This window comes from Comamonas testosteroni TK102, from assembly GCF_000739375.1.
Lineage (GTDB): Bacteria > Pseudomonadota > Gammaproteobacteria > Burkholderiales > Burkholderiaceae_C > Comamonas > Comamonas brasiliensis.
In genome coordinates this window covers 5,613,127-5,636,369 of sequence record NZ_CP006704.1, presented here as the reverse complement: position 1 = coordinate 5,636,369, position 23,243 = coordinate 5,613,127, and the positions used below count along the sequence as shown (strand labels likewise).

Below are 23,243 nucleotides of genomic sequence, written 5' to 3'. Positions count from 1 at the left end.
TAAGCCCAAAAGAGCCAGGCCTACTTCGCTCAGGAAAAGGATTAAAGCTCCATCTTTTTAGCGATGATGTTGCGTTGAATTTCGTTGGTTCCACCACCAATAGGTCCAACACGCGAGTCGCGGAAGAACATCTGCATGTCGTACTCGTTGGAATAGCCTGCGCCGCCCATGATCTGCATACCCATATCAGCGCACTTGAAGTTGTTCTCAGTGGCCACAATTTTTGCGATCGAGGCTTCAGTGACGACCGGCTGCCCCATATCCAACAAGTCGGCGACGCGATACACCATCTGACGAGCGGTTTCACTCATGATTTGCATGTCTGCCAGCTTGTGCTGAATGATCTGAAACTGAGATATTGGCTGACCGAACTGAATGCGTTCGCGGGCATAGTCACGGGCATACTCGGTGATCTTGAAGCAATGGCCTGCAGAAATTGCGGCCAGAGCCAGACGCTCAAGGCCCAAGCAGTTCATGATGTTTTTCCAGGCCTGACCTTCACCACCAAAAAGGTTGGCCGCAGGAACGCGAACATTGTCGAAAAACACTTCGTTCGCATGGCTAGTACGACGGCCCAGCATCGACAAAGGACGGATGGTGACTCCTGGAGCGTTCGTGGGAATCAAAATGGTGCTGATACCGCTATGACGAGCTTGTGTGTCAGTCTTGACGATGGTGACGATGTAGTCAGCCACGTGAGCGCAGGTAATCCAGACCTTGCTGCCATTGATGATGTAGTCATCGCCATCACGCTTGGCAGAAGTTTTCAGACCAGCAACGTCAGAGCCAGTACCAGGCTCTGACATCCCAAGTGCCAGCTTTACCTTACCTTCGATGATCTTGGGAACTACTTCTTGCTGAAGTTCGGGGGTGCCAAACTTGGCGATATGCATACCTGCATACACGCCAGAGGTCGTGATTGCCTGAGCAATGCCTGTGTAGTAGTAGCCTAGTGTTTCCAGAAAAACGGCGATGTCCTTGTAAGTGCCCCCCATACCTCCCAACGCTTCAGGATAGAACAGACCGATATAGCCAGCTTCAGCCAGTGCGTTGTAGGCCTCATGAGGAAAGCCCCGAGTTTCATCGAGCTGACGAATTTTTTCCCAAGGAAGGTGACGTTGAAGCAAGTCCAGAACGCCTTCGCGCATCATGCGTTGATCTTCAGTCAAACCGGCGGTATTGATGAGTGATTGGGACATGGATATCTCCGTGTTGGAATAATTGAAGTGATCAGAGTTTGGTAGCGAGCGCTACAGGACGAGCAGCAAACAGTGGGCCGTCCTCGTACAACAAAACGCACATTTCGACAGGTTGTCCCACCGCGAATTGCATGCCCTCCACATCAACTAGGCGACAGGCTAGGCGAATACCATCAGCCAAATCCACAATGCCTCCGGCATAGGGCGCTTCAGCTGTGAATGCAGCTGGTGCTGCATGAATTCGAGTCCAGGAGTACAGAGTCCCCGTCGCGCCCAAAGGACTCCATGTCACCTGGGTTGACCAGCAGTGAGGGCAGACGATTTTGGGTGGAAAGGTTAACTTCTGACAGTCTTGGCAGCATGTGCTCTGCCATTTGCCTTCCCCCAGCTCCCCCCAGAACTTCTGCGTGAACGCCGACTGACGAGGTGGGTAAGAACGTGTGCCGCTCACCGGCACGATGTCTAATTGTGTCGATGTCCTCACGACTTGGCCTCCAGGATGTGAATCAGTGCAGCGTTGTAATTGCCCAGCTCGCCAGTACCTAAGCCAAATTGGGCATTTTTGACCTGCCGCTCGCCGGCGCGCCCCCGCAGTTGATCCGCCAACTCCACGTAGTTGTAAAGCGAAGTCACGTATGCAGGATGTCCACGAGATGTCAGTCCACCGGACGTGGAGATTGGAATGCGCCCTCCCAAGCGCGTTTCACCATCGAACGCAGCACGGGCTCCTTGACCTCGTTGGCAAATGCCGATGGCTTCGCTCACTAAAATCTCAACGATAGTGCAGGGCGCATAGAGCTCTGCCAAGCTCAGGTCTTCGGCACTGATACCCGCCTGTTCGTAGGCGGTACGAGAAGCTTCCCGTGCTGCAGTAAAGGCAATCATGTCGTTGGGTACATCACTGATTTGGTGTGTCCCATCGTGATAAAAGCCCCGACCGCGTACCAGTACGTAAGGTCGCCCTAATGAGCGAGCGACTTCTTCCGTAGCAAGGACAAGACACGCGGCGCCATCGCCACGTGGAGGCACGTCATATAGGCCGAGCGGTTCTACGATTGGACGCTGTGCCACCACATCCTCCAGCGTCACAGGCTTGCGGAACTGGGCGAGGGGATTCAACGATGCATGAAATCGGTTCTTGACAGCAACGGATCCCAACTGCTCACGGGTCGCTCCGTGCTCATGCATGTAACGCATGGCGTCCATGGCGTACCAGGCGATCGGAGTAAAACCTGCAGACGTGTGGAAGTCCACATCGCCAGTGGTTCGCATGCTACTCATCATGTGTTCAGCAGCCGACACCGCGCTTTCCATGTTGATGCCAAGAGCCAGCGTCACATCTGCACGACCCAGCATGATTTCATCGCAGGCTTTGTCAAAGGCCAGTGCGGCAGTCATGCCGTTGCCCATCACCTCCATCACGCTACCTCGACAAGATAGTCTCAGTTGCCCCATGAGGAATGTGTGGAAATACTTCTGACGGGTATAGGGACGTGGCAGTGTGAAGATGAGACTTTCGATATCTTCCTTGCTGACACCCGCATCATTTACCGCTTCACTCACAAGACGCGTCATGATCTCGTGCTCGAGTACTTGCAGTGCCTCTTCGTCTGCAGTTTGATGACGCCCAATCGGGATGGCACTTGTGCCGATCAGTGCGACACTTCGCGTCATGCTGCCACCTTTTCAACCATGGTGCCGAAAGCGCCCGCAGCACGGAGCTGCTCAATACGAGCTTCGTCGTACTTGAGTACATTGTGTAAGACAGAATCCGTATCCGCTCCCACGGCCGGCGCTGCTTTAGGCATAACTGCGGGCGTGTCTGACATGCGAATAGGGTTGCTGATATTCGGAATCCAACCCTTGACTGGGTGTGGAATGCGAGTCACTAAACCGCGGGAGCGAGCCTCTTCAGATGCCAACGCCTCACCCAGTGTCTTAACTTGGCCATGCGGCACGTTGGCTGCTCGCAGGAGTGGAGCCCAGTGGCTCCATGGCTTCTGAATGAACGCCTCATTCATGACCTCAAACAGAAACTCACGTTGCTTAAGGCGGCCCACCCGTTGCGACAACACAGGATCATTTGCAAGATCAGGACGATTCAGAACTTGCTCAAACAGGCGCAGATATATCTTGTCGTTTCCGCAGTTGATATAGAAAGGTTTGTCTTCGCTCATGAAGACACCCGAAGGACACGTGTCCGGGCTTGTATTGCCATTTCGCTGAGGCTCATAGCCAGTAGTTAAGTGCTGCATGGCACCAAAACCAGTCATCACCACAGCAGTGTCAAACAGCGCGACTTCTAAGCGCTGACCTTTGCCATCACGTTGTCGAGCAATCAGCGCCAACAAAATTGCATTGGTTGCAGTCATCGCTGTTCCAACATCCATAACGGCTGCACCGGTGCGCACACCTTGTCGATCTGCATACCCGTTCATCGAAATGAAACCGCTCTCTGCCTGAGCAATGGGGTCGAACCCCAGGCGATCTGAGTAAGGGCCTTCTCGACCGTAGGCCGACACCGAGCAGTAAATCAAGCGGGGATTCAACTTGGCGCAGGTCTCATAGTCCAGACCAAAGCGCTCCATCACGCCAGAGGAGAAGTTTTCGACCAGCACATCAGCTTGAGTGATCAGTGCCTTGGCCACCTCGAGGCCTGCCTCGGACTTCATATCCAGCGCCAGGCTCTTCTTGTTACGGTTGCTCCATAGGAACGCACTTCCTTGAGCTGGAATATCAGGATCTACAAATGGATAGTGACGGAAGTCATCACCTCTTTCAGGAGCTTCAATCTTGATGACATCCGCGCCGAAATCACCCAGCGTCATCGTGGCGAGAGGCCCCGCAATGAAGTGAGTGAAGTCGGCAACGCGCAAACCTTGAAGTACGGGTGCAGCGGTTCCGGTAGCTGTCTGGTGCACAGGCAAAGCGTTGATAAGCTTTTGGTCGAACATTTATATCTCCAATGGTTCAACCATTATATTTTTAAAAAAAGAAGCCAAGCAAGTGTGTTTGCTAGGGATCAGGGAATGCCCTAGGTCACTCGTTGTGACCTGATTTCTTGCAGAGTGCTACATCGACGGCGGAATGCGGGCGTAGGCGTTAATTGGCCATCATTCCGATACGAGATGACCCGTCTGCTTGTCCTGGCCACCTTTGCAGCTGTTCGCGGGCCATTTTCCTACGCTTACTTTGCCGCGATTGCTGTCAGTCGTTGCTGCGAGATCAACTGACGCTGACAGCCACAAGGCGGCCGTTCCAGGCTGACTTGAGCAGACGGGCCATGCGCGCCTCTTTATGATGACCACCACACCACCAAACTAAGGCTTACGCCAATACGGGAGAAGACATGAAGGTTGTGCGGCTGACTATCTCGAACTTTCGCGGCATCAAGTCGGCTGAGCTCCTGTTCGACGGACACACCCTGATGGTGGGCTCCAACAATGTCGGCAAGAGCACGCTCTGCGAAGCCCTCGACCTGGTCTTGGGCCCCGACCGACTCAACCGCTTCCCTCCGGTCGATGAGTTCGACTTCTACAACGCCGAATACCTGGCACCTGCCGCAGCAGAAGGCGCGGAGCGGGTGCCGACTCCGCTTCGGATCGAGGCGGTCCTCATTGAGCCCGGTGCCGAAATCGGAGCCAAGTGCGGCGGCAACATCGAGTTTTGGCATGTACCCGAACAAAGACTGCTCGGGCCGGGAGAGGCCGACGCCGCCAATCCGCCCCATGCCGTCCCCTGCCTTCGGATCGAGACCATCGGCCAATATAACCCCGAGGAAGACGAGTTCGAGGCACGCACCTACTTCTCCCATAGTCCCGACGCTCCCCCCGGAGAGCTGACCAAGCTTCCAAGGCCGATCAAGCGGCTGTTTGGTTTCCTCTACCTGAGGGCGCTTCGGACTGGCTCGCGGGCGCTGAGCTTGGAGCGAGGGTCACTTCTCGACATCATCCTGCGGACCAAGGGCGTGCGCACCAGCCTGTGGGAGAAGACCATCGAGCGCCTGCGTGGCCTCGACATAGAAACCGACGCGGCCGAGATCGCGCCGGTTCTGCGATCCGTGGAGAGGCGGTTGGCCCGCTACATCGCATTGGAGTCGCCCGGCAACGCCACCAAGCTGCATGTCTCGGAGCTCACGCGTGAGCATCTGCGCAAGACGATGACGTTCTTCTTGGCGCTGTCGGTGGACCAAGGACACGTCCCATTCCCCCACGCCGGTACGGGCACCATCAACACGCTGGTGCTCGCGCTGCTCTCCTTCATCGCCGACCTCAAGCCCGACACGGTCATCTTCGCCATGGAGGAGCCCGAGATCGCGGTGCCGCCGCACACCCAGCGACGCATCGCCCAATACCTGCTGACCAAGACGACGCAGGCCTTTGTGACTTCCCACTCGCCATTCGTGATCGAGAAGTTCGAGCCATCCAAGACACTGCTGCTGGCTCGCAATGCCGGCGTGGTCACGGCGCGAAAGGTCTCCGACGCCACCGGCCTCAAAGACAACGACTACAAGCGCTTCTCTCGCTCTGGCCTGTCTGAATGCATGCTGGGACGAGCAGTCATCGTCGTCGAAGGCGTTACCGAGTTGCATGCGATGCCCGTCGTTGCTCGGCGCATGGAAGAGAGCGATTCCAACTTGCAGCCGCTGGACATCGCGGGTGTGGCCTTCTTCGACGCTGATGGCGAGTCGAACATGCCAAAGTTCGGAAAGTTCTTCAAGACGCTAGAGCTACGTACCTTCGCTTTCTACGACCTTGACTACAAAAAGAAGCGCAAGACCGAGCAGGCGCAGGCTCTGGCGGACAACTTCGAAATCAATGTCGAGCACGCCTACAAGGGCTTCGAAGACCTCGTCGTGGCGGAGGTGCCCGTGGATCGGCTGTGGTCCTTCCTGTCGGGCTTAAAAGCCAATGATGAGAACGGCAACGTCGCCATCCCCGATGCGCGCCCGAACGACGACGCGGTCAAGGCCATCGCCAAAGAAGCCCTCGGCGGCAACAAGGGCGCCGGCTGGTCGGCGCGCCTGTTCGAGGAGTGCGAGCTCCACGAGCTGCCGGTCACGGTGACGAAGTTTCTGGCGTCAGTGTTCGCACTGTTCCCACCTCCACCACCGATCGACGACGGCGATGGAGCACCACCCGAACCAGCCGCCGCTGCTGCCGCTCCATGAACGAGCCGTGCAAACTGCGTGAAAGCGTCATAGCTTGCGAAGGCCATGCCTTGGTCATCGGCGGTCCCGGCAGCGGCAAGACGACGCTCGCGCTGCGCAAGGCGGTCAAGCGGATTCGCGACGGCATGCTTCCGGGTCAGTCTGCCCTGTTCCTGAGCTTCTCGCGGGCGGCAGTGGCGCGCATCTTGGATGCCGCCAAGCTTGAGTCCACCAAAGCCGAACAGGAGCAGCTCTCCATCCAGACGTTCCATTCGTTCTTCTGGGACATCCTCAAACCCCATGCCTACCTGCTTGGGGCACCGCATAGGCTCTCGATCTTGCTGCCACACGACGAGAAGGCCCTGTCGGGCGGCCTCGGCGACGAAGACGATGGCTGGGACGAGTGGCTCGTCGAGCGTGAGCGGCTGTTTCGCGAAGAGGGGCGGATCGCGTTCGATCTGTTCGCGGCCAATGCGACAGCTCTGTTGGCTCGCAGCTCGCATCTTTTGGCGTCGATCGCCCATCGGCATCCCATCATCATCGTGGACGAGGCCCAGGACACCGGCCCATACGCGTGGCAGTGCATCCAGATGCTCGCGCCACACACGCAGGTGCTGTGCCTGGCAGACCTCGAGCAGCAAATCTTCGACTACCTGCCAGGCGTCGGCCCGGAGCGCGTGATCGCCATCCGGGAGGCATTGAAGCCGCACGAGATCGACCTTGGGACGCAGAACCACCGCAGCTCGGACTCCGAAATCTTGGCGTTCGGCAATGACATCCTGACGGCCAAGCCACGCGGCGCGCCTTACAAGGGCGTTTCCGCCCTTGCCTACCGCCCCGAGAAGCCACCGCCGAACTGGAATCATCTGCTGCGCCGAGCCCTCGGAGAGCTCTTGAAATCAATTCGGGCTCAGAGCGACAAGACGGTGGAGACGATCGCGATACTAGTCACCAACAACCGCAGTGCGTTGAAGATGTCCAACGCCCTCAACGCGTTGGGGGCCAATGTCGGGAAGCCGGTTCGGCACAAGCTGCTGTTCGACGAGGCCGAAGCGCTGCTGTCAGCCCGTTTCGCGGCCTTTCTGCTGGAACCCAAGGACCTCGCCAAATTGGAGGCCGATGTCGTCACCAGCATGGAAATGATCGCCGCAGCGAGACGCGCGACGGGACAGGGCAGGAAGGAAGTCGCCAAACTCTTGGAGCAGGCCAACAAAATCAAGGGTGGCAAGGTCTTGAACATCAACATCGCCAACGCGCTGCGCGGCCTAATCTCAGGCTTGGCAGTCAACGATTTCAGCGGCGATCCCGCCGAGGACTGGCTCACGGTCAAACATGAGCTGCGGGCGACCAATCAAGACGAACTCACGCGGGTCGCTGCGCAGTTAGACTTCTTGGTGGCATTCCGTCGGGGACATCGCATCTCGGCTGCCCTCTCTGATGAATGGCTTCGAGATGGCGCCTACACCAATGCCCGCACCGCCCTCGACTTGGCTCTCGCACAGGAGCAAATCCTCGACGGCGTGGAGCCGCCGATGGGCTTACAAGTCATGAATTTCCACAAGGCCAAGGGCAAGCAGTTCGATGGAGTCATCCTCGTCCGCGAAGCTCGCCGGACCGGCCCCGCCGTTGAATCATCTTTCGTTTGGCGAGGTGACACTGCTCCGTATCCCAAAAGCCGACGTGTGCTTCGAGTCGGCATCACGCGAGCAAAAGTTCACACGCTCATCCTCGATCCGCTTTGGCCGCAATGCCCCCTGCTCAAGGGGCACAAGCTCTAAGGAAAACTCCCCGTCAGTCGGACTGGCGCGTGGCGTTATGAGGTAGGACGATTGGTGAGGGAGTTTTGCACGAAGACCAAGGTCATTCCCACTGGAGCCGACCAAGCTGGCTACAGATTCCGATTGAGAGTTGTCGGTGACGAGGGGAATCGCTTCGCAAGAGAAAGGTCAATGAGCGGTTCCGGCAGCCGTTGACATTCGCTTTAGAATGGCGAACGACCGTGCCCAGCATGTAGCGGTCGCAGGCGAAGAAGCGGCCAAGGGCTGCTTCTAGCCACACGCAGCCGATACCAGCAGCTTGGTCAAGGCGTAACCGGCACAGGTGGTCAATTCAGTCGGAATACGCGGGTGTACGACTAGGCAACTGCCATGGATGCGTTTGGTCAGGTAACGAACACCCTTAACAAGTCTCACCACGACGAGCTAGGCTTAGCTCTGCGACGTTGGTGCTGCAGTTACATCTAGATTCTGCTTGGCAGCTAGGGAAAGATAGCTTTTCTGAAGCCTCTTCAAGCTCGACTCCATCTCTGCGACAGCTCCTTCCACATCGCGGGCCTCCATACATTTCATAAAACGCTGGCGCGATGGAATTACAAAGGCATTTTCATAGTTCCCAATCGAAAAAACGAAGTGTCTCAGTACTGCCAACAGACCATCCATCATGATCACCATGATGGGGTTACCAGTCATGCGCGCAAGAATGCGATGAAACTCCAGATGGGTCTCAACTCGGCGCTGAAAGTCGCCATCGGACTTCGCCTTTCCAACTTGCAGTATGTTGTCTCGTAGCAGTTGCAGATCTTCAGGTCGAGCCTTCTGGCAAGCCTCTCGGACGATTACGGATTCAAGCCAGATCCGAGCCTCTGTCAACTTTTCGGGAGAAATTGCCCCGACGTGGAACATGTCTAGCATGCTCGTTGTGATCGTGTCCCCATTGACTTCGGTAATGAATGCTCCGCCGGTAGCACCTTTTTGCAATCGCACCAAACCAGCATGCTCAAGGGAGCGAAGCGCTTCGCGCAATGTGTTGCGTGAAACCCCAAACTGCTCGGACAGTGCGCGTTCCGATGGGAGTCGATTGCCAACCCTTAAGCGACCTTCAGCAAGCTCAGTACGAATCTGGGCAGCAATCTCTTCGAATGCTCTCGTCGAACGAATTGGCTGAAAATTGAGTGGACGAGCTTGAGACTCGAACTCTTCCGTTTGTTTGATGGTCACCATACTTGTTCTTCTGTTGAAATTGGCTCAATGATAGAACCAACTGCGAACTAGACCTCAGCCCCCGGCGTTAACATCGCCGTCAGTACGTTAACGTACACCAATTAGCGGCTCCTTAAACATTCGAAGTCCAGAGAACAAGCAGTTCATCAACCGATGTCTCGCCTCCTGCGCCAACATTAATCGATGCGGGCGTTCTGCTAAAACGGGGAGCGGGGGCTGTATGCGTGACACCATCCACATCAATAAAGGATTTTCGGGCCTGGATATGGGGATGATCTTTTGCCTCCTGCAGCGTAAGTACTGGAGCAAAGCAGACATCAGTCCCCTCCAGCAACCGAGACCACTCCTTGCGCGAACGCATGGCAATGCTGCCTGCAATCGCCTCTTTCAACTGCGGCCAGCGGGCTCGATCGTTTTGCGCATTCCACAGGGACTGAGGCAACTCCAACTTTTCGCACATCAGCGTAAAGAACTTGGACTCTATCGCCCCCAATGACACGGAATGACCATCCGAAGTGACATAGACTGAATAGTATGGAGCGCCGCCATCAAGCATGTTGCTTCCCCGTTCCTCCTGATAGATGCCGCGCAAGGTGTGGCCCTGGTTGTTGCTCATGAGTGAAACAACGCCATCGCAAATTGCGGCATCAACCACCTGTCCAAGGCCCGACCTCCGTGCCTCAAGCAAGGCCGCCAAGATCCCCATTACAAGATAAAGGCTACCGCCACCGTAGTCGCCTACCAGGTTAAGAGGAGGAACAGGTTGGCGGCTTTTCTCCCCAATGGCCGCAAGCGCACCTGACAAAGCGATGTAGTTAATGTCATGAGCTGCTGCTTGCGCCAAGGGCCCTGTCTGACCCCACCCGGTCATGCGTCCATAGACAAGGCGTGGGTTTCGTTGGGCAACCACTTCGGGCCCCAACCCCAGACGCTCCATCACTCGTGGACGAAAGCCTTCTACAAGGGCGTCAGCGCGCGTTAACAACTCCAGGACCTGAGTTCTTGCTGATTCAAGTTTCAAGTCCAGCAGAAGCGTCTTCCGGCCTCTGCCAACGATATCCGAGGGATTGGCCGCCCGCGCTCCTGGCCTATCAATACGAACGACCTCCGCCCCCATATCTGACAGCAGCATGCAAGCAAATGGACCAGGCCCCATGCCTGCAAACTCGATAACCTTCACTCCTTGCAGAGGACCCGATGAAATGGTTTTGTTCAGACTCATGTGTACTCTCTCATAGCGTGTTTGCCAACCCAAGCACAAACGTAGCTCCGGCCACAGACCACAGCACAAAGGCGAAATTTGATTTCAGGCTGATGTCCAGAATTGGCAAGCCACTGAACCGAGCCGCCATGATGCTGATGACTGAAAAGGGCGTCACGATAATGGCCAGTCCCCATCCGACCAACACTGCGCACAAGTGCACCAACGGCAGTAGATTCAACTGAGACGCCGTCAGTGTCGAAGCAACCAGAACCGCGCTGAGCATTGGATGAATAGATGTTCCCGAGAGAAGCACTATTGAAGCAATCACAAGTAGGCTGCCAAGATAGGGCGACCCTAGCGCGAGTTGAGCAATCGAGGCACTCCAAGATGCAGGAATGGCCTGTGACAGCACGGCACCTGCGCACCCTGACGCGATGAAAAGTAGTACCTCGCCGGCCATGAGTCCCTGACCGAGCAAATCCTGTGCAAGCTTGCGCGATCCATTGACGAGCGGTCGCGCTTGCTCATCCGGGTACATGATGTTCAGCAACCAAGCGACCAGTGGTGAACCGGCAATAATCACCACTGAAATCGCCACCTTCAGATACTGGCCTGTCAGAACCATGAGTGCGACAAAGCACAGCATGACTATGACAATCGGCCATCCATCACGTAGCAGCGGAAAAACTGAGGAAGTAGGGATAGGAGTTCCTTCTTCATCTCGCAGCTTCAACTTCTCCTGTATGACTCCCAGCCCGATGAATACCAGCGCAATCATCAGTGCGTAAGGAAGCACATCGATCCAGTGCATCCCACCATACAACGCCAACACAATGCTCATGTTGCTGTACATAGGGCTCCAGAGACTGAGTGCTGCATATCCCCGGGAAATAGCATTGAAGTCGGCAAGTTGGTCGCTCTGTGCAATCCCTTCGCGAGTTGATGCCACTTCCATCATCATCGTCAGTCCTGCTAGCCCCAAAAAGCCTCCCAAGAACTGAGTTGCCACACCTATAGCCAGCGGCCTCTGTCGTCTAGGTAGCGCAAAGATGTCCTGTACTACTTTACGCATCCGGGGAACACGCAACGATGCGCGTGAAAGCAGACTGACAGAAATCAGTAATGAGGCAATCAGGGCGCCAATGCGAAGGCCCTTCTCTAGAGCCTCAACGGGCTGTTGTATGACTGGGACAAGAAAGGCTGTGATCCCTAGCAAAGCAAGAGACGTTCGTTGCACTGCAGCCGAGGCTCTATGAACGTACTTCCATAGGAAGGTCATGCATGCGGCAGCCATGAGTGCCGCACTGCCGCTGCTTCGCAGGAGCAAGTCGACCAGCGTAAGCGCGGGAATGCCCACCAAGACCGCCCCGTCACGCCAAGCACTCCATTTCGGTTGCCCCAGCTCCTCCTGCGTGCCCCACTTTTCAGTGGCTTGCAGATGAATGCCTTGCCGCCTTGTACTAGGGTAATTACTCATTAAATCATCGTCCACGTCAAATTGATGTTTCTGCTTTTGAGACATAGAATTAATGGATCAACCATTGAATGATTGATTTATACACCAAGAATCCTTACGGAGACAATGAGCATGACGTTGAAAAAGAGCGCATCCTTCTGTGCCCTTGCTGTCCTTTTGAGTAGCAGCGCGCTGGCACAGGCGTTTCCAAGCCATCCCATCACGATCGTGGTGCCATACAACGCGGGCGGAGCTAGCGACGGTCAAGTTCGAATGATGAGCGAGGCGTTAAGTAGGGAGCTGGGGCAACCGATCGTTGTTGAAAACAAACCCGGAGCATCGGGTGCGCTCGGGGCCATACAAGTAGCTCGATCTAAGGCGGACGGGCATACGCTGCTTTTCCCCAACAATGGTGTTCTGGTACCGCCTTTACTCAGTGCGAAAGCTGGATTTGATCCTTTTAAGGACTTCAAGCCTATCGGTCTCGTCTCCACCGTTCCAATGGTCCTTGTCACGAACAAGACGACGCCAGCAACGGATGTGAAATCCTTTTTGAGCTATGCGAGATCGCTGCCTGGCGGCGTAATGTACGCATCAGCGGGACCCGCATCTTTTGGGCATTTGACAACAATGCGTTTCGCCATGCTGGCGGACATCAAGGTCGACCATGTTCCCTACAAAGGGGAAGCTGGAACAACGATGGCCGCCAGGACCGGCGAAGTTCAGATGCTTTTGACAACGCCTTCTGCCGCGATGCTCGGCCAAATTCACCAGGGCAATTTGAGGCTGCTTGGAACTGCAACACCAGAGCCTTCACCTGTTGTTCCTGATGCCCCTTTGCTGAGCCAGTCCGTACCTGGATTTACTGCAGAAGCATGGTTTGGACTTCTTGCTCCGGCTGGCACCCCTGATAGCGCGATCGAAAAGATCAACTTAGCACTGCATAGGGTCCTCTCCGACAAGACGTTGAAGGCCAAATTTCTTGCTGCAGGGGCGGTTGTTAAGACCAGCACTCCAGCAGAGTTCAACAATCGCATGCAGCAAGAGTCGAAGCAAATGCGAGAAGTGATCACCAAATTCAATATCAAGGCTGAGTAAGATCGTGACTGAACGGAAATCTATATATGACGTGCTTGTGGTGGGATCTGGCGCTGCAGGCTTAGCTGCTGCAATTACTGCTCGCAAGCGCGGTCTTGAAGTGGCTGTACTCGAAAAAGAGCCGGTTTTTGGAGGTACAACAGCGCTTTCTGGTGGCGTACTGTGGATCCCGCTAAATCATTACGGCCAAAAGCAAAACCCAGACGATTCTGTCGAGAAGGTACGAACCTTCATGAAGGCAGAAACAGGGGCTTTTTACGATGAAGAGGCCGTGGCCACATTCATTCAAAAAGGCCCCGAAATGGTGGAATTCTTCGAGCGAGAAACCTCGATGAAATTCGTGCCAACGCTTTACCCGGACTACCATCCTACCCAGCAAGGTGGGGTCGACATAGGGCGCTCTATTCTTGCTGCACCCTATGACATTCGGGGTCTTGGCAAGGATATGGAGCGACTGAAGCTGCCATTACGCTCCATTACTTTCATTGGAATGATGTTTAATTCATCCAATGCGGACCTGAAGCATTTCTTCCGAGCAACCAAGTCCCTTACCTCTTTCCTATATGTGGCGCGCCGACTTGCAAGCCACCTTAAAGAGCTTATTCTCTACCGACGTGCCATTCAAGTCACCAGCGGAAATGCGCTTGCGGCGCGACTAGCCAAGTCTGCCCTTGACCTGGGGATCCCGATTTTGACCAGTACACCGGTACGTCAACTTTTGACGAGCGGTGGTCGTGTGACCGGTGTACTTGCTTCTGGAACTGACGGAGACCATCAACTTTTGGCTCGTCATGGTGTTGTTCTTGCTTGCGGCGGCTTTCCGCATGACGTCAAACGTATTACGCAAGCCTATCCTCATTTGCGTCGTGGTCACCAGCATCTGTCGCCTACACCGAAGAGTAATACCGGCGATGGCTGCAATATGGCGGAGCAGGTTGGCGGTGTTGTCGACATTCGTTTTAAAGAGCCCTCTGCCTGGATGCCCGTAAGCAAGGTTGACTTTGGCGGTGGCGAAACCGGCGTCTTCCCACACCTGTTGGACCGCTACAAGCCCGGCATCATCGGCGTTCTCTCCAACGGACATCGCTTCACCAATGAATCCAACTCATACCATGATGTAGGAGCAGCGCTGCACCGTGCTTGTTCAAACATGAAAGAGACGGCGATGTGGCTGATCTGCGATAAGACAGCTCTATCTAAATATGGCCTTGGCTACGTCAAGCCTGCCCCTATGCCCATTGGCAGCTTCATCAAGAATGGCTACCTGATCAAGGGAAATACGCTTGCGGAACTGGCCAAGAACGCAGGCATTGACTCCACCGGGCTAGAACAGACGGTGCGCGAGTACAACAAGGATGCCGAGCGCGGGGCTGATCCAGCCTTCGGGCGGGGCAGCACGAGCTTCAATCGTTATCTGGCCGACCAGGACAACATGCCTAATCCGTGCGTTGCCCCCGTCAAACAGGGGCCGTTTTATGCAGTCAAAGTGCTCATGGGAGATCTAGGCACCTTCGATGGCCTGCGCACTAGCGTAGTCGGTGAAGTCTTGCACAGCAATGGCACCCCCATCGTCGGCCTGTATGCCACAGGAAACGATCGTGCGAGTGTCATGGGCGGAAACTACCCCGGAGCAGGCATTACACATGGCCCGAACATGACCTTCGGCTATGTCACTGGCAATCACATTGCTGACCAAGTCTCTAAGCAGAAAGCGAAAGCAGCATGAGCGGGACTGCGTTGATCCTTCCTCAAAAGGCTTTGGTTGATCACCGAATCTACACAATCGCTTTGCGCAAGATGCCGGAGTTCCTTGAGGTGTTCAATCGTCTAGCAATGCCTATTCTTCTTGAGACGCTAGGAACACCACTAGGGTGCTGGACGAGCTTCGTCGGCGCACAGAATCAGTTTATTCATCTTTGGGGCTACGACGATTTGGCCGACTATGAGCGTCGCTGCCACGCACGTGATACCCACCCCGATTTCCCGGCTTATTTGGTGGCCTCCGGGCACCTCATTACAGCGCAGGAAACTAGGCTGATTCGTGCAGCCTCGATGCCATCCCTAGTGGACTAAACAACGCACCCAAGATTCTTAAAAATGCACCTCTTCTGAGGTGTAACGGAGACACAACCATGCGCTGCGCCAAACTTTCTTTGATCTTGACAGTCGGACTCGCTTGCACGAGCGCTCTGGCTCAAAGTGGATATCCTACCCAGCCAATTCGGTTCGTAGTGCCGTTCACTCCCGGCAATAGTTCGGACGTCACAGCACGTGCGATCGCACAAAAAATAGCAGGACCATTGGGTCAACCAGTGGTTGTCGAAAACAAACCAGGTGCAAACGGCGGAATTGGGATGCAGACGGTCGCACGTAGCAAGGCAGACGGCTACACGTTCGCAATCAGCACCGTATCAACAACCGTCGTCCCTCCGATCATTTCAAAAAGCGTGCCGTTTGACCTGTTCAAAGACTTCATTCCGGTGGCGACCATGGCCAACACGCCGCTGCTGATAACCGTTTCGAGTGACTCACCATATAAGAGCATTTCTGACCTAGTAGCAGCTGCAAAAAAAGCTCCAGGCACCATGACTTACGGAAACTCCGCAGGTCTGTATCGGATTGCTATGGAAGCAATGAATCACTATGCAGGGATTGATCTGATGGGCATCCCATTCAAGGGGGCTTCTCAGGCAACAACGGAATTACTGGCTGGCCGTTTGACTGTCAACCCAGATGCCCTAGGTGCTGCAGCACCTATGTTGCAAGGGAAACGAACCCGAGCACTTGCTGTAATGGGCTCTACTCGCTCTCCGTCTCTTCCAGGCGTTCCTACCATGCAGGAGCTTGGCTACAAGGAGTTCGTCTTCAATGGTTGGTTGGGCGTTCTGGCCCCGGCAGGCACTCCTCAACCCATCATTGACAGAATACATAAGGAAATTGCAGAAGCTGTGAAATCTCCCGAAATCCTGTCTCTGTATGCGCGACTAGGCATGGATCCGGCAGTCTTGTCTCCGCAAGCTTATCGCGAAGAGATGAAGAAAGATTTTGCACGTTATAGCGCTGTCGCCCAACGCGCAGGAATCGAAAAAGAATGAGCTCCACTACATTCAGTGCACTGCAGACACTTGTTCAGCACGCCCGCTCCATGTCCTTCGCCAGCATCCCTAAAGAGGTGCTCAGCCAAGCACGGTTATGCATTCTAGATACAGTGGGCTGCATCCTTGCTGGCTCCCGTACAGAGGAGGCGCAGTTGATACTTGGCTGTGAGCCGAGCACTTCTCGGGATACGCTTCCGATCTTCGGCACCTCGCAGTGTCGAGGTTTGCACGAAGCGATGCGTATCAACGCTTACCTCGGCGATGTACTTGAACTTAACGATCTTTTTGGCGGACATGCCAGTATTGGCATCGTTCCTGCCGCACTATCGTTAGGCCAGCATCTGGGAGCTTCCGGCACTAAAGTGCTAGAGGCAGTCGTGCGTGGTATCGAGACCACCTGTCGTGTCTATGACTCTGTCTATCCCTCGCTCCGTCGCTATACCGAAATGGGTATGGTTCCTGTCGGATTTCCTTCGACGATCGGTGCGGCGGTCTCGGCCGCACATCTGCTGGATTTGGATGAAGAGCAAACAGTTAATGCACTAGCAATTGCTGGAGGGTTAGCCGGCTGGTGCCCCGCAGAAGTGATCTTCGGCAGTGGCGGATCTTTCAAGCCCATGCTTTTCGGCGCCCAACCCGCTGACATTGGCGTCAAGGCTGCCTACTACGCCCAAGCAGGCATGACTGGCCCCATTAACTTGCTTGACAGCAAGGTGGGCTATTTCGCCTCGGCCTCCACACAAGGCAGTTTCAACGCATCTTCGTGGGAAGAGCGTTGGGCATTGACGCAGCCTCGCCGCAAGCTTCACGCCTGCTGCGGCTACCTCCATGCTCCAGTAGATGCTCTCAGCGAGCTGCGCCAACAATTAGGTTCCGATGCGTTACAAGCTGGGCAGATTGAACTGCGCGTGGCTCCTTATGTTGCGGACGTTGTGAGCAAAGAGCGCAATCCTGCGTCTCCCAATGACGCTAGGTTTCACCTCCAGTATTGCCTTGCCTTGGTGGCTAGCGGTGCAGATGTCATCCTTCCAGACCATAGCATCCAGCTGGAAAAGTATCTGCAACGCACAGACGTGGTCAGTGCAATGCAGCGAATCCGCGTGATCCCCGATGAAAACCTTAGCCACTACCACCACTGTCAAGTATCCGTCACAGAAAGCGGTGGCCAAACAACTCTGCTGCAGGTGACTGCACCGCGCGGTTCCCCTCAAAAGCCTCTCTCTGACGAAGACGTTCAAAGGAAGTTTCTTCTATTGGCGGAACCCGTGCTTGAAAAGGAACATGCACAGCGCTTTATCTCTGAAGCTCTGACCGTCGACCGCATGGAAAACGTCAGCCAACTAACCCAAATGCTGGCCGCGTAGCGCAAAGGAACCATTGCATGAGCCACACTAACTACAAGCCTCGCGGCATGTACTTTGAAGACTTTGAAATCGGCAGCAGCATTGTGACCTCGCGTCGCACTGTCACTCAAACTGATATCGTCAACTTCGCATGCTTATCCGGAGACCATAACGCTCCACATATCGATCATGAGTTTTGCAAGACACAGCCTTACGGTGAGCCTATTGCACATGGACCCCTTGTCCTTGCAATCGTCGGTGGATTGCAATGTCTGAGCGGAATCAATGACGGCACCATCATCGCGATGATGGGTCTCGATCAGTGGCGTATGCATCTACCTGTAAAGGCTGGTGACACCATTCATGCAGTGATTACACCCACGGAAAAAAAGCTGACAAGCAGCGGGACGAAGGGAATCGTAACCTGCGAACGAATTGTCATAAACCAGCGCAACGACATCGTTCATTCCATGATCATTTCTAATATGTACAAATGCAAACCAATGGACGTGGACTTAACTAAATCACAATAGTGTGTGCCGCTTAAGCACTCCAGCGTTCAAGTGACAAGGCTCCACGTCTATATGCCGAGCCGACGTCGGCATATAGACTAGGCTACAGACGCTCTGGCTGAACTATTTGACCTGCGTGCGCGAAGTGCCTATGGTCATCGCCGCGCACATCACCAGCAGGACGGCACTCAATATGAAGGTGCTCTGGTATCCGCGGTAGTCGAATAAAAGTCCACCCAGTATGGATCCCAAGGCGATCGACAGCTGAACCACTGCAACGAAAAGACCTCCGCCCGCTTCGGCGTCCTGCGGAAAGACCTTGGCTATCCAAGCCCACCAGCCAACCGGCGCGGAAGTTCCGGTCAGGCCCCATAGGCCCAGCAGTGCAATGACCATAGCAGTCCAGTGACCAAAGAACGCCAATGCCAGAGCTGTCGCTGCCATCAGCAGAGGAATGATGATCAGTGTGACGTATAGGCTTCGTTGCAAAACTTTGCCGATGAACAAGGTGCCAACGAAGCCCGCTGCCCCGATCACTAGCAAGATGAGTGGAACCGTAGTGCCATGTACACCCGTGGCCGTCTCCAGAAACGGCCGTACATAAGTGAACAGCGAGAACTGCCCCATGAACAGTAGGCTGCTTGCCAGCATTCCCACGATGACACCACGACGCCTGAACAGCGTAAACACATTGAATACGTGGGCCGTGCCGAGCTCACCGGCAGTGGGCTGCATGGAGGGCAGTGTCTTCCATTGCCAGGCCAAGGTGATGATGGATATGGGGACCAGACAGAGGAAAGCCCCACGCCAGCCTACGACAGTGCCTAGGTAGGCGCCCAGTGGAGCTGCCACGACAGTAGCCAATGCATTGCCACCATTGACGATGGCGAGCGCTCGCGGCACATCGCGAAGCGGTACCAACCGAATAGCGGTTGCAGCCGACATGGACCAGAAGCCTCCAACGACCACGCCGATCAATGCTCGGCCCAACATATAAATGAAGTAGTTTGGTGCCATTGCAACGATGGTCGCGGAGACGCCCATGGCCACCGTCAGCCCTAGCAGCAAATCCTTGCGGTCGAGCTTGCCAGCCAGAGCCGAAATGAAAAGGCTTGTGAGCACGGCAAACGCACCGGAGATCGCGATTCCCTGACCGGCCATGCCTTGTGTGACATGAAGATCGGATGCCATCGGCGATAGCAGGCTTACGGGCAGGAACTCCGAGGCGATCAGCGCAAACGCGCATACCGACATGGCATAGACAGCACTCCAGGAGGCTGGTTGTTCGGAAGGGCGCGTAGCGCCGTCCGTTGAGATGTGGTGGGTGGTTACCGCCATGGATACGCTTCTTTTTTGCTGCACAACAGGACAGCGCCGTGCCGTCCGCTCTGAATGGACGGTGGTGGAAAAGGACGCAAGAGTCGAGATACAGCTTCTATGCTGTGCCAGCCAGGCTTTTCTGGAAGAACTCGGTCAGCTTGTCGAAGGGGATGATCTCGGTGCGGTCATACAAATCCGTATGGATTGCTCCTGGAATGATCATGAGTTCCTTGGGCTCGGCCGCCGCTGCATAGGCGGTCTCGCTGAAGTAGCGCGAGTGCGCTTTTTCGCCATGTACCAGCAGGATGGGGCGCGGCGAAATTTCCTGGATGTAGTTCAGAATCGGCAGATTCATGAATGACATCGGCGTTGTGATCGTCCAGGCATTGCCTGAATTCACTGCGCGCGGATGGAAACCGCGTGATGTACGGTAGTAGTCGTGGTACTCCACCAGGAACCGTTCTTCGCCGCCCTTTAGCTCGTTGTAGGGCGGCTGATAAGCGGGCATGCCTGCCTCCGCATCTTTCCAACGCTGCTGGCTTAGTTGCTCCAATGTCCGGGTGCGTTGCTCCAAGCTCACACTATCTTTATATCCCTTGGACATGACACGCGTCATGTCGTACATGGTGCTGGCGACAACGGCCTTTATGCGCTTGTCAACGGCTGCGGCACTCAATGCCATACCACCCCAGCCGCAAATACCGATGATGCCTATGCGCCCACGATCCACCTTTGGCTGAAGACCCAGATAGTCCACCGCAGCGCTGAAATCTTCGACGCAGATGTCGGGGGAGGCGACATTGCGAGGAGAGCCACTGCTTTCGCCTGTGTAGGAGGGGTCAAAGGCCAGCGCGACAAAGCCGCGCTCGGCCATCGTCTGCGCATACAAGCCAGAGGATTGCTCTTTTACGGCGCCGAATGGGCCCCCAATCGCCAACGCCGCGAGGGTTCCACTACTATCTTTCGGCAGGTACAGATCACCGACTAGGGTGATGCCATAGCGGTTCTTGAAGGAGACTTTCCTGTGCTGAACCTTGTGACTTTGCGGGAAGGTCTTGTCCCAGGCTTCTTGGAGTTTTACTTGCTGTGCCATTGCCGGGACTGTGGTGACACCAGCCATTCCCAATGCAGCGATGCCGCTGCCGGTCATTTTTAGCAAACTACGGCGGCCTACCTCAGCCGCCTCCAATCTCGGTTGATCGTCATTTGTCTTTGCAGTCTTGGTCATATTGGGTATCTCTCGTCCAGTGTGTTCTGGGCCGTTTAAGGAATGGCACGCTCGATGTGAACTTTGTATGGGCCAGGACGCGCCAGAATTGACAGCCCATCGTCCACCTTGCCCAGGGGCAGCAAGCTGCGCGAGTACGAGCGCGGCTTGATGAAGATGGCCAGATTGCTCCAGGGGGCGTAGTGAGTCAGCTCACCCGCAGCGGGCGCCATCCCGTCCGGAGCCCCCTGAAGCGACAACTTGCGTGGCAGCCTGGAAACCCGCTCAATAACGTCGTAGTCCTCCAGCGTGAGAGACAGCGGTAGCAAGAAGGCGAAATCGCGGGCTGCGGCGTTGTCATAGAGCGTGGCATTTGCGGTCTGTCCATCGACAGTCAGGCGAATCTTCATGAACGTCTCTTTGCAGCAGGCAGTTGCTGAATGGGCAACAGCGAGGTTTGTTGAACAAGCAGCCAGGCCCAACAGTGCATTCACGAGCAGGAAATGAATTGGCTTCTTCATTGCCAAGATTCTTGCGAATTCCTTTGTCTATGACTAGCTAATGAATTCTTAAATGGCCTATAAGAATGACTAATTAGTGCTCATGAAAAAATATCCACATGGCTCGACGCAATCTTGATGACTTATGGTCTTTCGTCACTGTCGCGCGTGAAGGCAGTTTCACCCGTGCCGCAGCGGCTCTTGGCGTGACCCAGTCTGCTTTGAGTCAGACAATCCGCGCGCTGGAAGAACGGTTGGAGATCCGCTTGCTCACCCGTACAACGCGTAGCGTCTCCGCGACTCCAGCAGGAGAGCGGCTGTTGCAGGCCATCGGTAACCGCTTCGACGAAATTGAGGCCGAGCTTGATGCCTTGACCGAGTTGCGAGACAAACCCGCCGGCACGGTACGCATCACCTGTGGCGACTATGTGCTGCACAGCGTGTTGCTACCCAAGCTCACAGCTTTGCTGCGTGCCTACCCCGACATCAAACTGGAGTTCGATGTGAACTACGGTTTTCGCGACATCGTGGCAGACCGGTTCGATGCCGGTGTACGACTGGGCAAGACCATCGACAAGGACATGATTGCTGTACCCATTGGGCCTCCCATGCGCTTGGCGGTGGTGGCATCCCCAGAATACTTTGCGAGAAATGGCAAACCCAAGATGCCCCAGGACCTGATGAAGCACCAGTGCATCAACCAGCGCATGCAAAGTTCAGGTGGCCTCTATGTATGGGATTTCGCGCGTCGAGGGAAAAAGATGAATGTCCGTGTGGATGGTCAATTGATCTTCAACACGACCCAGCCCCAGATTGATGCTGCATTGGCGGGATTAGGTATCACGCTGCTGCCGGAGGACGAGTTGATGACCTATCTGAAAGATGGCCGACTTGCGCGCGTGCTTGAGGATTGGTGTCCAAAGTTTGACGGCTACCACCTGTACTACCCAAGCAGGCGTCAGCCATCACCAGCATTTACTCTGGTTGTTCAAGCGCTCAGGGGGCAACTTCACATCCATCCTGACTGCCTCGGTGCTTCATGATTTCTTCCTTCATGCTCTAGCTGAAGCCAAATAGCTTTGCAGTAAAAACTCGCACGGCCACTGCAAGTCCTATAGATGCGCTCAGTAGTCGGCTCAGTCAGTAAGGTCTCTTGGGCTCCTCGCGAAGGTTCCTTGCTGGAAAACTAGCACTTAAATTTATGGGGCTTTACGTTCAGCCACGCACTGCCATCAAATTGGACTAGGAGTCCGTCAAATGTCTAGCGCAGTACGGCCTCCATAGAGTCTCGGATGCAAATGAAGCTCAGTGTCGTTGGCCAAGCAAATTTCAGGTGAAGAGACCCGTTTTAAACTTTATTCTCTGAGGCGTACGATACGCCTTCGAAAAATTTTCAACTTTATTCTGTGATTCGAAACTTTATTCCGTTGCTCCACCTGGAACTGGATGCCGTCATGGTCGACCTCGATGGCACCATGGTGAACACGCTGGGTGACTTTGCCGAAGCGCTCAACCGCATGCTGACCGATCTGCAATTGCCGGCCATCAAGCCGCAGATCATCGAGAACATGGTGGGAAAGGGCAGCGAGCATCTGATCCGCTCCGTGCTGGCGCATGTGCAGGCGCCGGACATCGATGCCCTGTATCCCCGGGCCTGGCAGCGTTATGAGCACCATTACCTGGCCATCAACGGCCAGTTTGCCGATGTCTATCCGGGCGTGGCCGAAGGTCTGCAGGCACTCCAGTCCCTGGGGCTGCGCATGGCCTGTCTGACCAACAAGCCTTTGTCCTTTGCCCAGCCCCTGCTGGCCGCCAAGGGGCTGGACGGCTTCTTCGACTGCGTGTTCGGCGGCGACTCCTTCGCGCGCAAAAAGCCCGACCCCATGCCGCTGGTCGAGACCTGCAAGGCTCTGGGCAGCGAGCCCGCGCGCACGCTGATGGTGGGTGACTCCAGCAACGATGCCCAGGCCGCCCATGCCGCAGGCTGCCCCGTGGTGCTGATGACCTATGGCTACAACCACGGCGAGCCCATCACGGCGGTCGAGGCCAGGGCCCATCTGGATTCCCTGGCGCAACTTGCAGTGTGATGCTGTCTGTTGGTCTGCATATCTGGCAAGAAAGAGTGCGGATAAGCATATTTGCTAGAGTCATCGGCTTT

At 55.3% G+C, this 23,243-nt stretch carries 20 protein-coding genes; 10 read left to right on the top strand and 10 right to left on the bottom strand.

From position 1 onward, the window contains the following. Positions 1–41: 41 nt before the first annotated feature. From O987_RS25545 to O987_RS25535, 4 genes are read right to left on the bottom strand one after another with little or no spacing between them, the layout of a single operon-like run. Positions 42–1,199 (bottom strand): acyl-CoA dehydrogenase family protein, encoded by a 1,158-nt coding sequence (locus tag O987_RS25545; protein ID WP_043375574.1) that lies wholly within the window; start codon positions 1,197–1,199, stop codon positions 42–44. Between the two features lie 31 nt (positions 1,200–1,230). Next, a complete protein-coding gene (locus tag O987_RS28530) occupies positions 1,231–1,650 on the bottom strand; it encodes a Zn-ribbon domain-containing OB-fold protein (RefSeq protein ID WP_235214422.1) in 420 nt (139 codons plus the stop codon). A gap of 29 nt (positions 1,651–1,679) precedes the next feature. Then, positions 1,680–2,873, bottom strand: coding sequence for a thiolase family protein (locus tag O987_RS25540; protein WP_043375572.1), 1,194 nt, complete (start codon positions 2,871–2,873; stop codon positions 1,680–1,682). Next, entirely contained in the window at positions 2,870–4,153 is a 1,284-nt protein-coding gene (locus tag O987_RS25535; protein WP_043375570.1) for a CaiB/BaiF CoA transferase family protein, read from the bottom strand. The genes O987_RS25540 and O987_RS25535 overlap by 4 nt, the downstream gene beginning before the upstream one ends. 395 nt (positions 4,154–4,548) lie before the next feature. Here O987_RS25535 and O987_RS25530 point away from each other — a divergent pair, with 395 nt between their 5' ends. After that, positions 4,549–6,369, top strand: a complete 1,821-nt coding sequence (locus O987_RS25530) for an ATP-dependent nuclease (protein ID WP_043375568.1) — start codon at positions 4,549–4,551, stop codon at positions 6,367–6,369. Further along, positions 6,366–8,126, top strand: coding sequence for a UvrD-helicase domain-containing protein (locus tag O987_RS25525; RefSeq protein WP_043375565.1), 1,761 nt, complete (start codon positions 6,366–6,368; stop codon positions 8,124–8,126). Before O987_RS25530 ends, O987_RS25525 begins: the two co-directional genes overlap by 4 nt. A 429-nt stretch (positions 8,127–8,555) precedes the next feature. Here O987_RS25525 and O987_RS25520 read toward each other — a convergent pair whose 3' ends face one another. The 3 genes from O987_RS25520 to O987_RS25510 all read right to left on the bottom strand — a co-directional run bounded on the left by O987_RS25520 (position 8,556) and on the right by O987_RS25510 (position 12,073). Next, positions 8,556–9,347 carry a FadR/GntR family transcriptional regulator gene (locus O987_RS25520; RefSeq protein WP_043375562.1) on the bottom strand — a complete coding sequence of 264 codons (792 nt, stop codon included), beginning with the start codon at positions 9,345–9,347 and terminating at the stop codon, positions 8,556–8,558. Positions 9,348–9,459: 112 nt separating this feature from the next. Continuing rightward, positions 9,460–10,569, bottom strand: a complete 1,110-nt coding sequence (locus O987_RS25515; RefSeq protein ID WP_043375561.1) for a CaiB/BaiF CoA transferase family protein — start codon at positions 10,567–10,569, stop codon at positions 9,460–9,462. 10 nt (positions 10,570–10,579) lie between these two features. After that, a complete protein-coding gene (locus O987_RS25510) occupies positions 10,580–12,073 on the bottom strand; it encodes a hypothetical protein (RefSeq protein WP_043375559.1) in 1,494 nt (497 codons plus the stop codon). Between the two features lie 66 nt (positions 12,074–12,139). Here O987_RS25510 and O987_RS25505 point away from each other — a divergent pair, with 66 nt between their 5' ends. From O987_RS25505 to O987_RS25480, 6 genes are read left to right on the top strand one after another with little or no spacing between them, the layout of a single operon-like run. Continuing rightward, positions 12,140–13,105 carry a Bug family tripartite tricarboxylate transporter substrate binding protein gene (locus tag O987_RS25505; RefSeq protein ID WP_043377009.1) on the top strand — a complete coding sequence of 322 codons (966 nt, stop codon included), beginning with the start codon at positions 12,140–12,142 and terminating at the stop codon, positions 13,103–13,105. 4 nt (positions 13,106–13,109) lie between these two features. Then, on the top strand, positions 13,110–14,831 hold the full coding sequence (locus O987_RS25500) for an FAD-dependent oxidoreductase (protein WP_043375556.1): 1,722 nt from the start codon (positions 13,110–13,112) through the stop codon (positions 14,829–14,831). Then, on the top strand, positions 14,828–15,178 hold the full coding sequence (locus O987_RS25495) for an NIPSNAP family protein (RefSeq protein ID WP_043375554.1): 351 nt from the start codon (positions 14,828–14,830) through the stop codon (positions 15,176–15,178). Before O987_RS25500 ends, O987_RS25495 begins: the two co-directional genes overlap by 4 nt. A gap of 59 nt (positions 15,179–15,237) precedes the next feature. Continuing rightward, complete coding sequence (locus O987_RS28525; protein WP_080731607.1) at positions 15,238–16,200, top strand: Bug family tripartite tricarboxylate transporter substrate binding protein; 963 nt, start codon at positions 15,238–15,240, stop codon at positions 16,198–16,200. Next, positions 16,197–17,567, top strand: a complete 1,371-nt coding sequence (locus tag O987_RS25485; RefSeq protein WP_043375549.1) for an MmgE/PrpD family protein — start codon at positions 16,197–16,199, stop codon at positions 17,565–17,567. The genes O987_RS28525 and O987_RS25485 overlap by 4 nt, the downstream gene beginning before the upstream one ends. A 17-nt stretch (positions 17,568–17,584) precedes the next feature. Continuing rightward, positions 17,585–18,079 (top strand): MaoC/PaaZ C-terminal domain-containing protein, encoded by a 495-nt coding sequence (locus O987_RS25480; RefSeq protein ID WP_043375547.1) that lies wholly within the window; start codon positions 17,585–17,587, stop codon positions 18,077–18,079. Positions 18,080–18,181: 102 nt separating this feature from the next. Here the strand turns inward: O987_RS25480 and O987_RS25475 are convergent, their stop codons facing one another. From O987_RS25475 to O987_RS25465, 3 genes are all read right to left on the bottom strand, one after another. After that, positions 18,182–19,396 (bottom strand): MFS transporter, encoded by a 1,215-nt coding sequence (locus tag O987_RS25475; protein WP_144244975.1) that lies wholly within the window; start codon positions 19,394–19,396, stop codon positions 18,182–18,184. 97 nt (positions 19,397–19,493) lie between these two features. Then, on the bottom strand, positions 19,494–20,606 hold the full coding sequence (locus tag O987_RS25470) for an alpha/beta hydrolase (protein WP_043375541.1): 1,113 nt from the start codon (positions 20,604–20,606) through the stop codon (positions 19,494–19,496). A 35-nt stretch (positions 20,607–20,641) separates the two neighbouring features. Next, on the bottom strand, positions 20,642–20,995 hold the full coding sequence (locus O987_RS25465) for a cyclophilin-like fold protein (RefSeq protein WP_080731606.1): 354 nt from the start codon (positions 20,993–20,995) through the stop codon (positions 20,642–20,644). 209 nt (positions 20,996–21,204) lie between these two features. Here O987_RS25465 and O987_RS25460 point away from each other — a divergent pair, with 209 nt between their 5' ends. Further along, the gene (locus O987_RS25460; RefSeq protein ID WP_051962261.1) at positions 21,205–22,128 is read left to right on the top strand and encodes a LysR family transcriptional regulator; all 924 of its coding nucleotides are present in this window, start codon (positions 21,205–21,207) and stop codon (positions 22,126–22,128) included. Positions 22,129–22,539: 411 nt separating this feature from the next. Further along, positions 22,540–23,172 (top strand): phosphoglycolate phosphatase, encoded by a 633-nt coding sequence (gph, locus tag O987_RS25455; protein ID WP_051962326.1) that lies wholly within the window; start codon positions 22,540–22,542, stop codon positions 23,170–23,172. Positions 23,173–23,243: the final 71 nt, after the last annotated feature.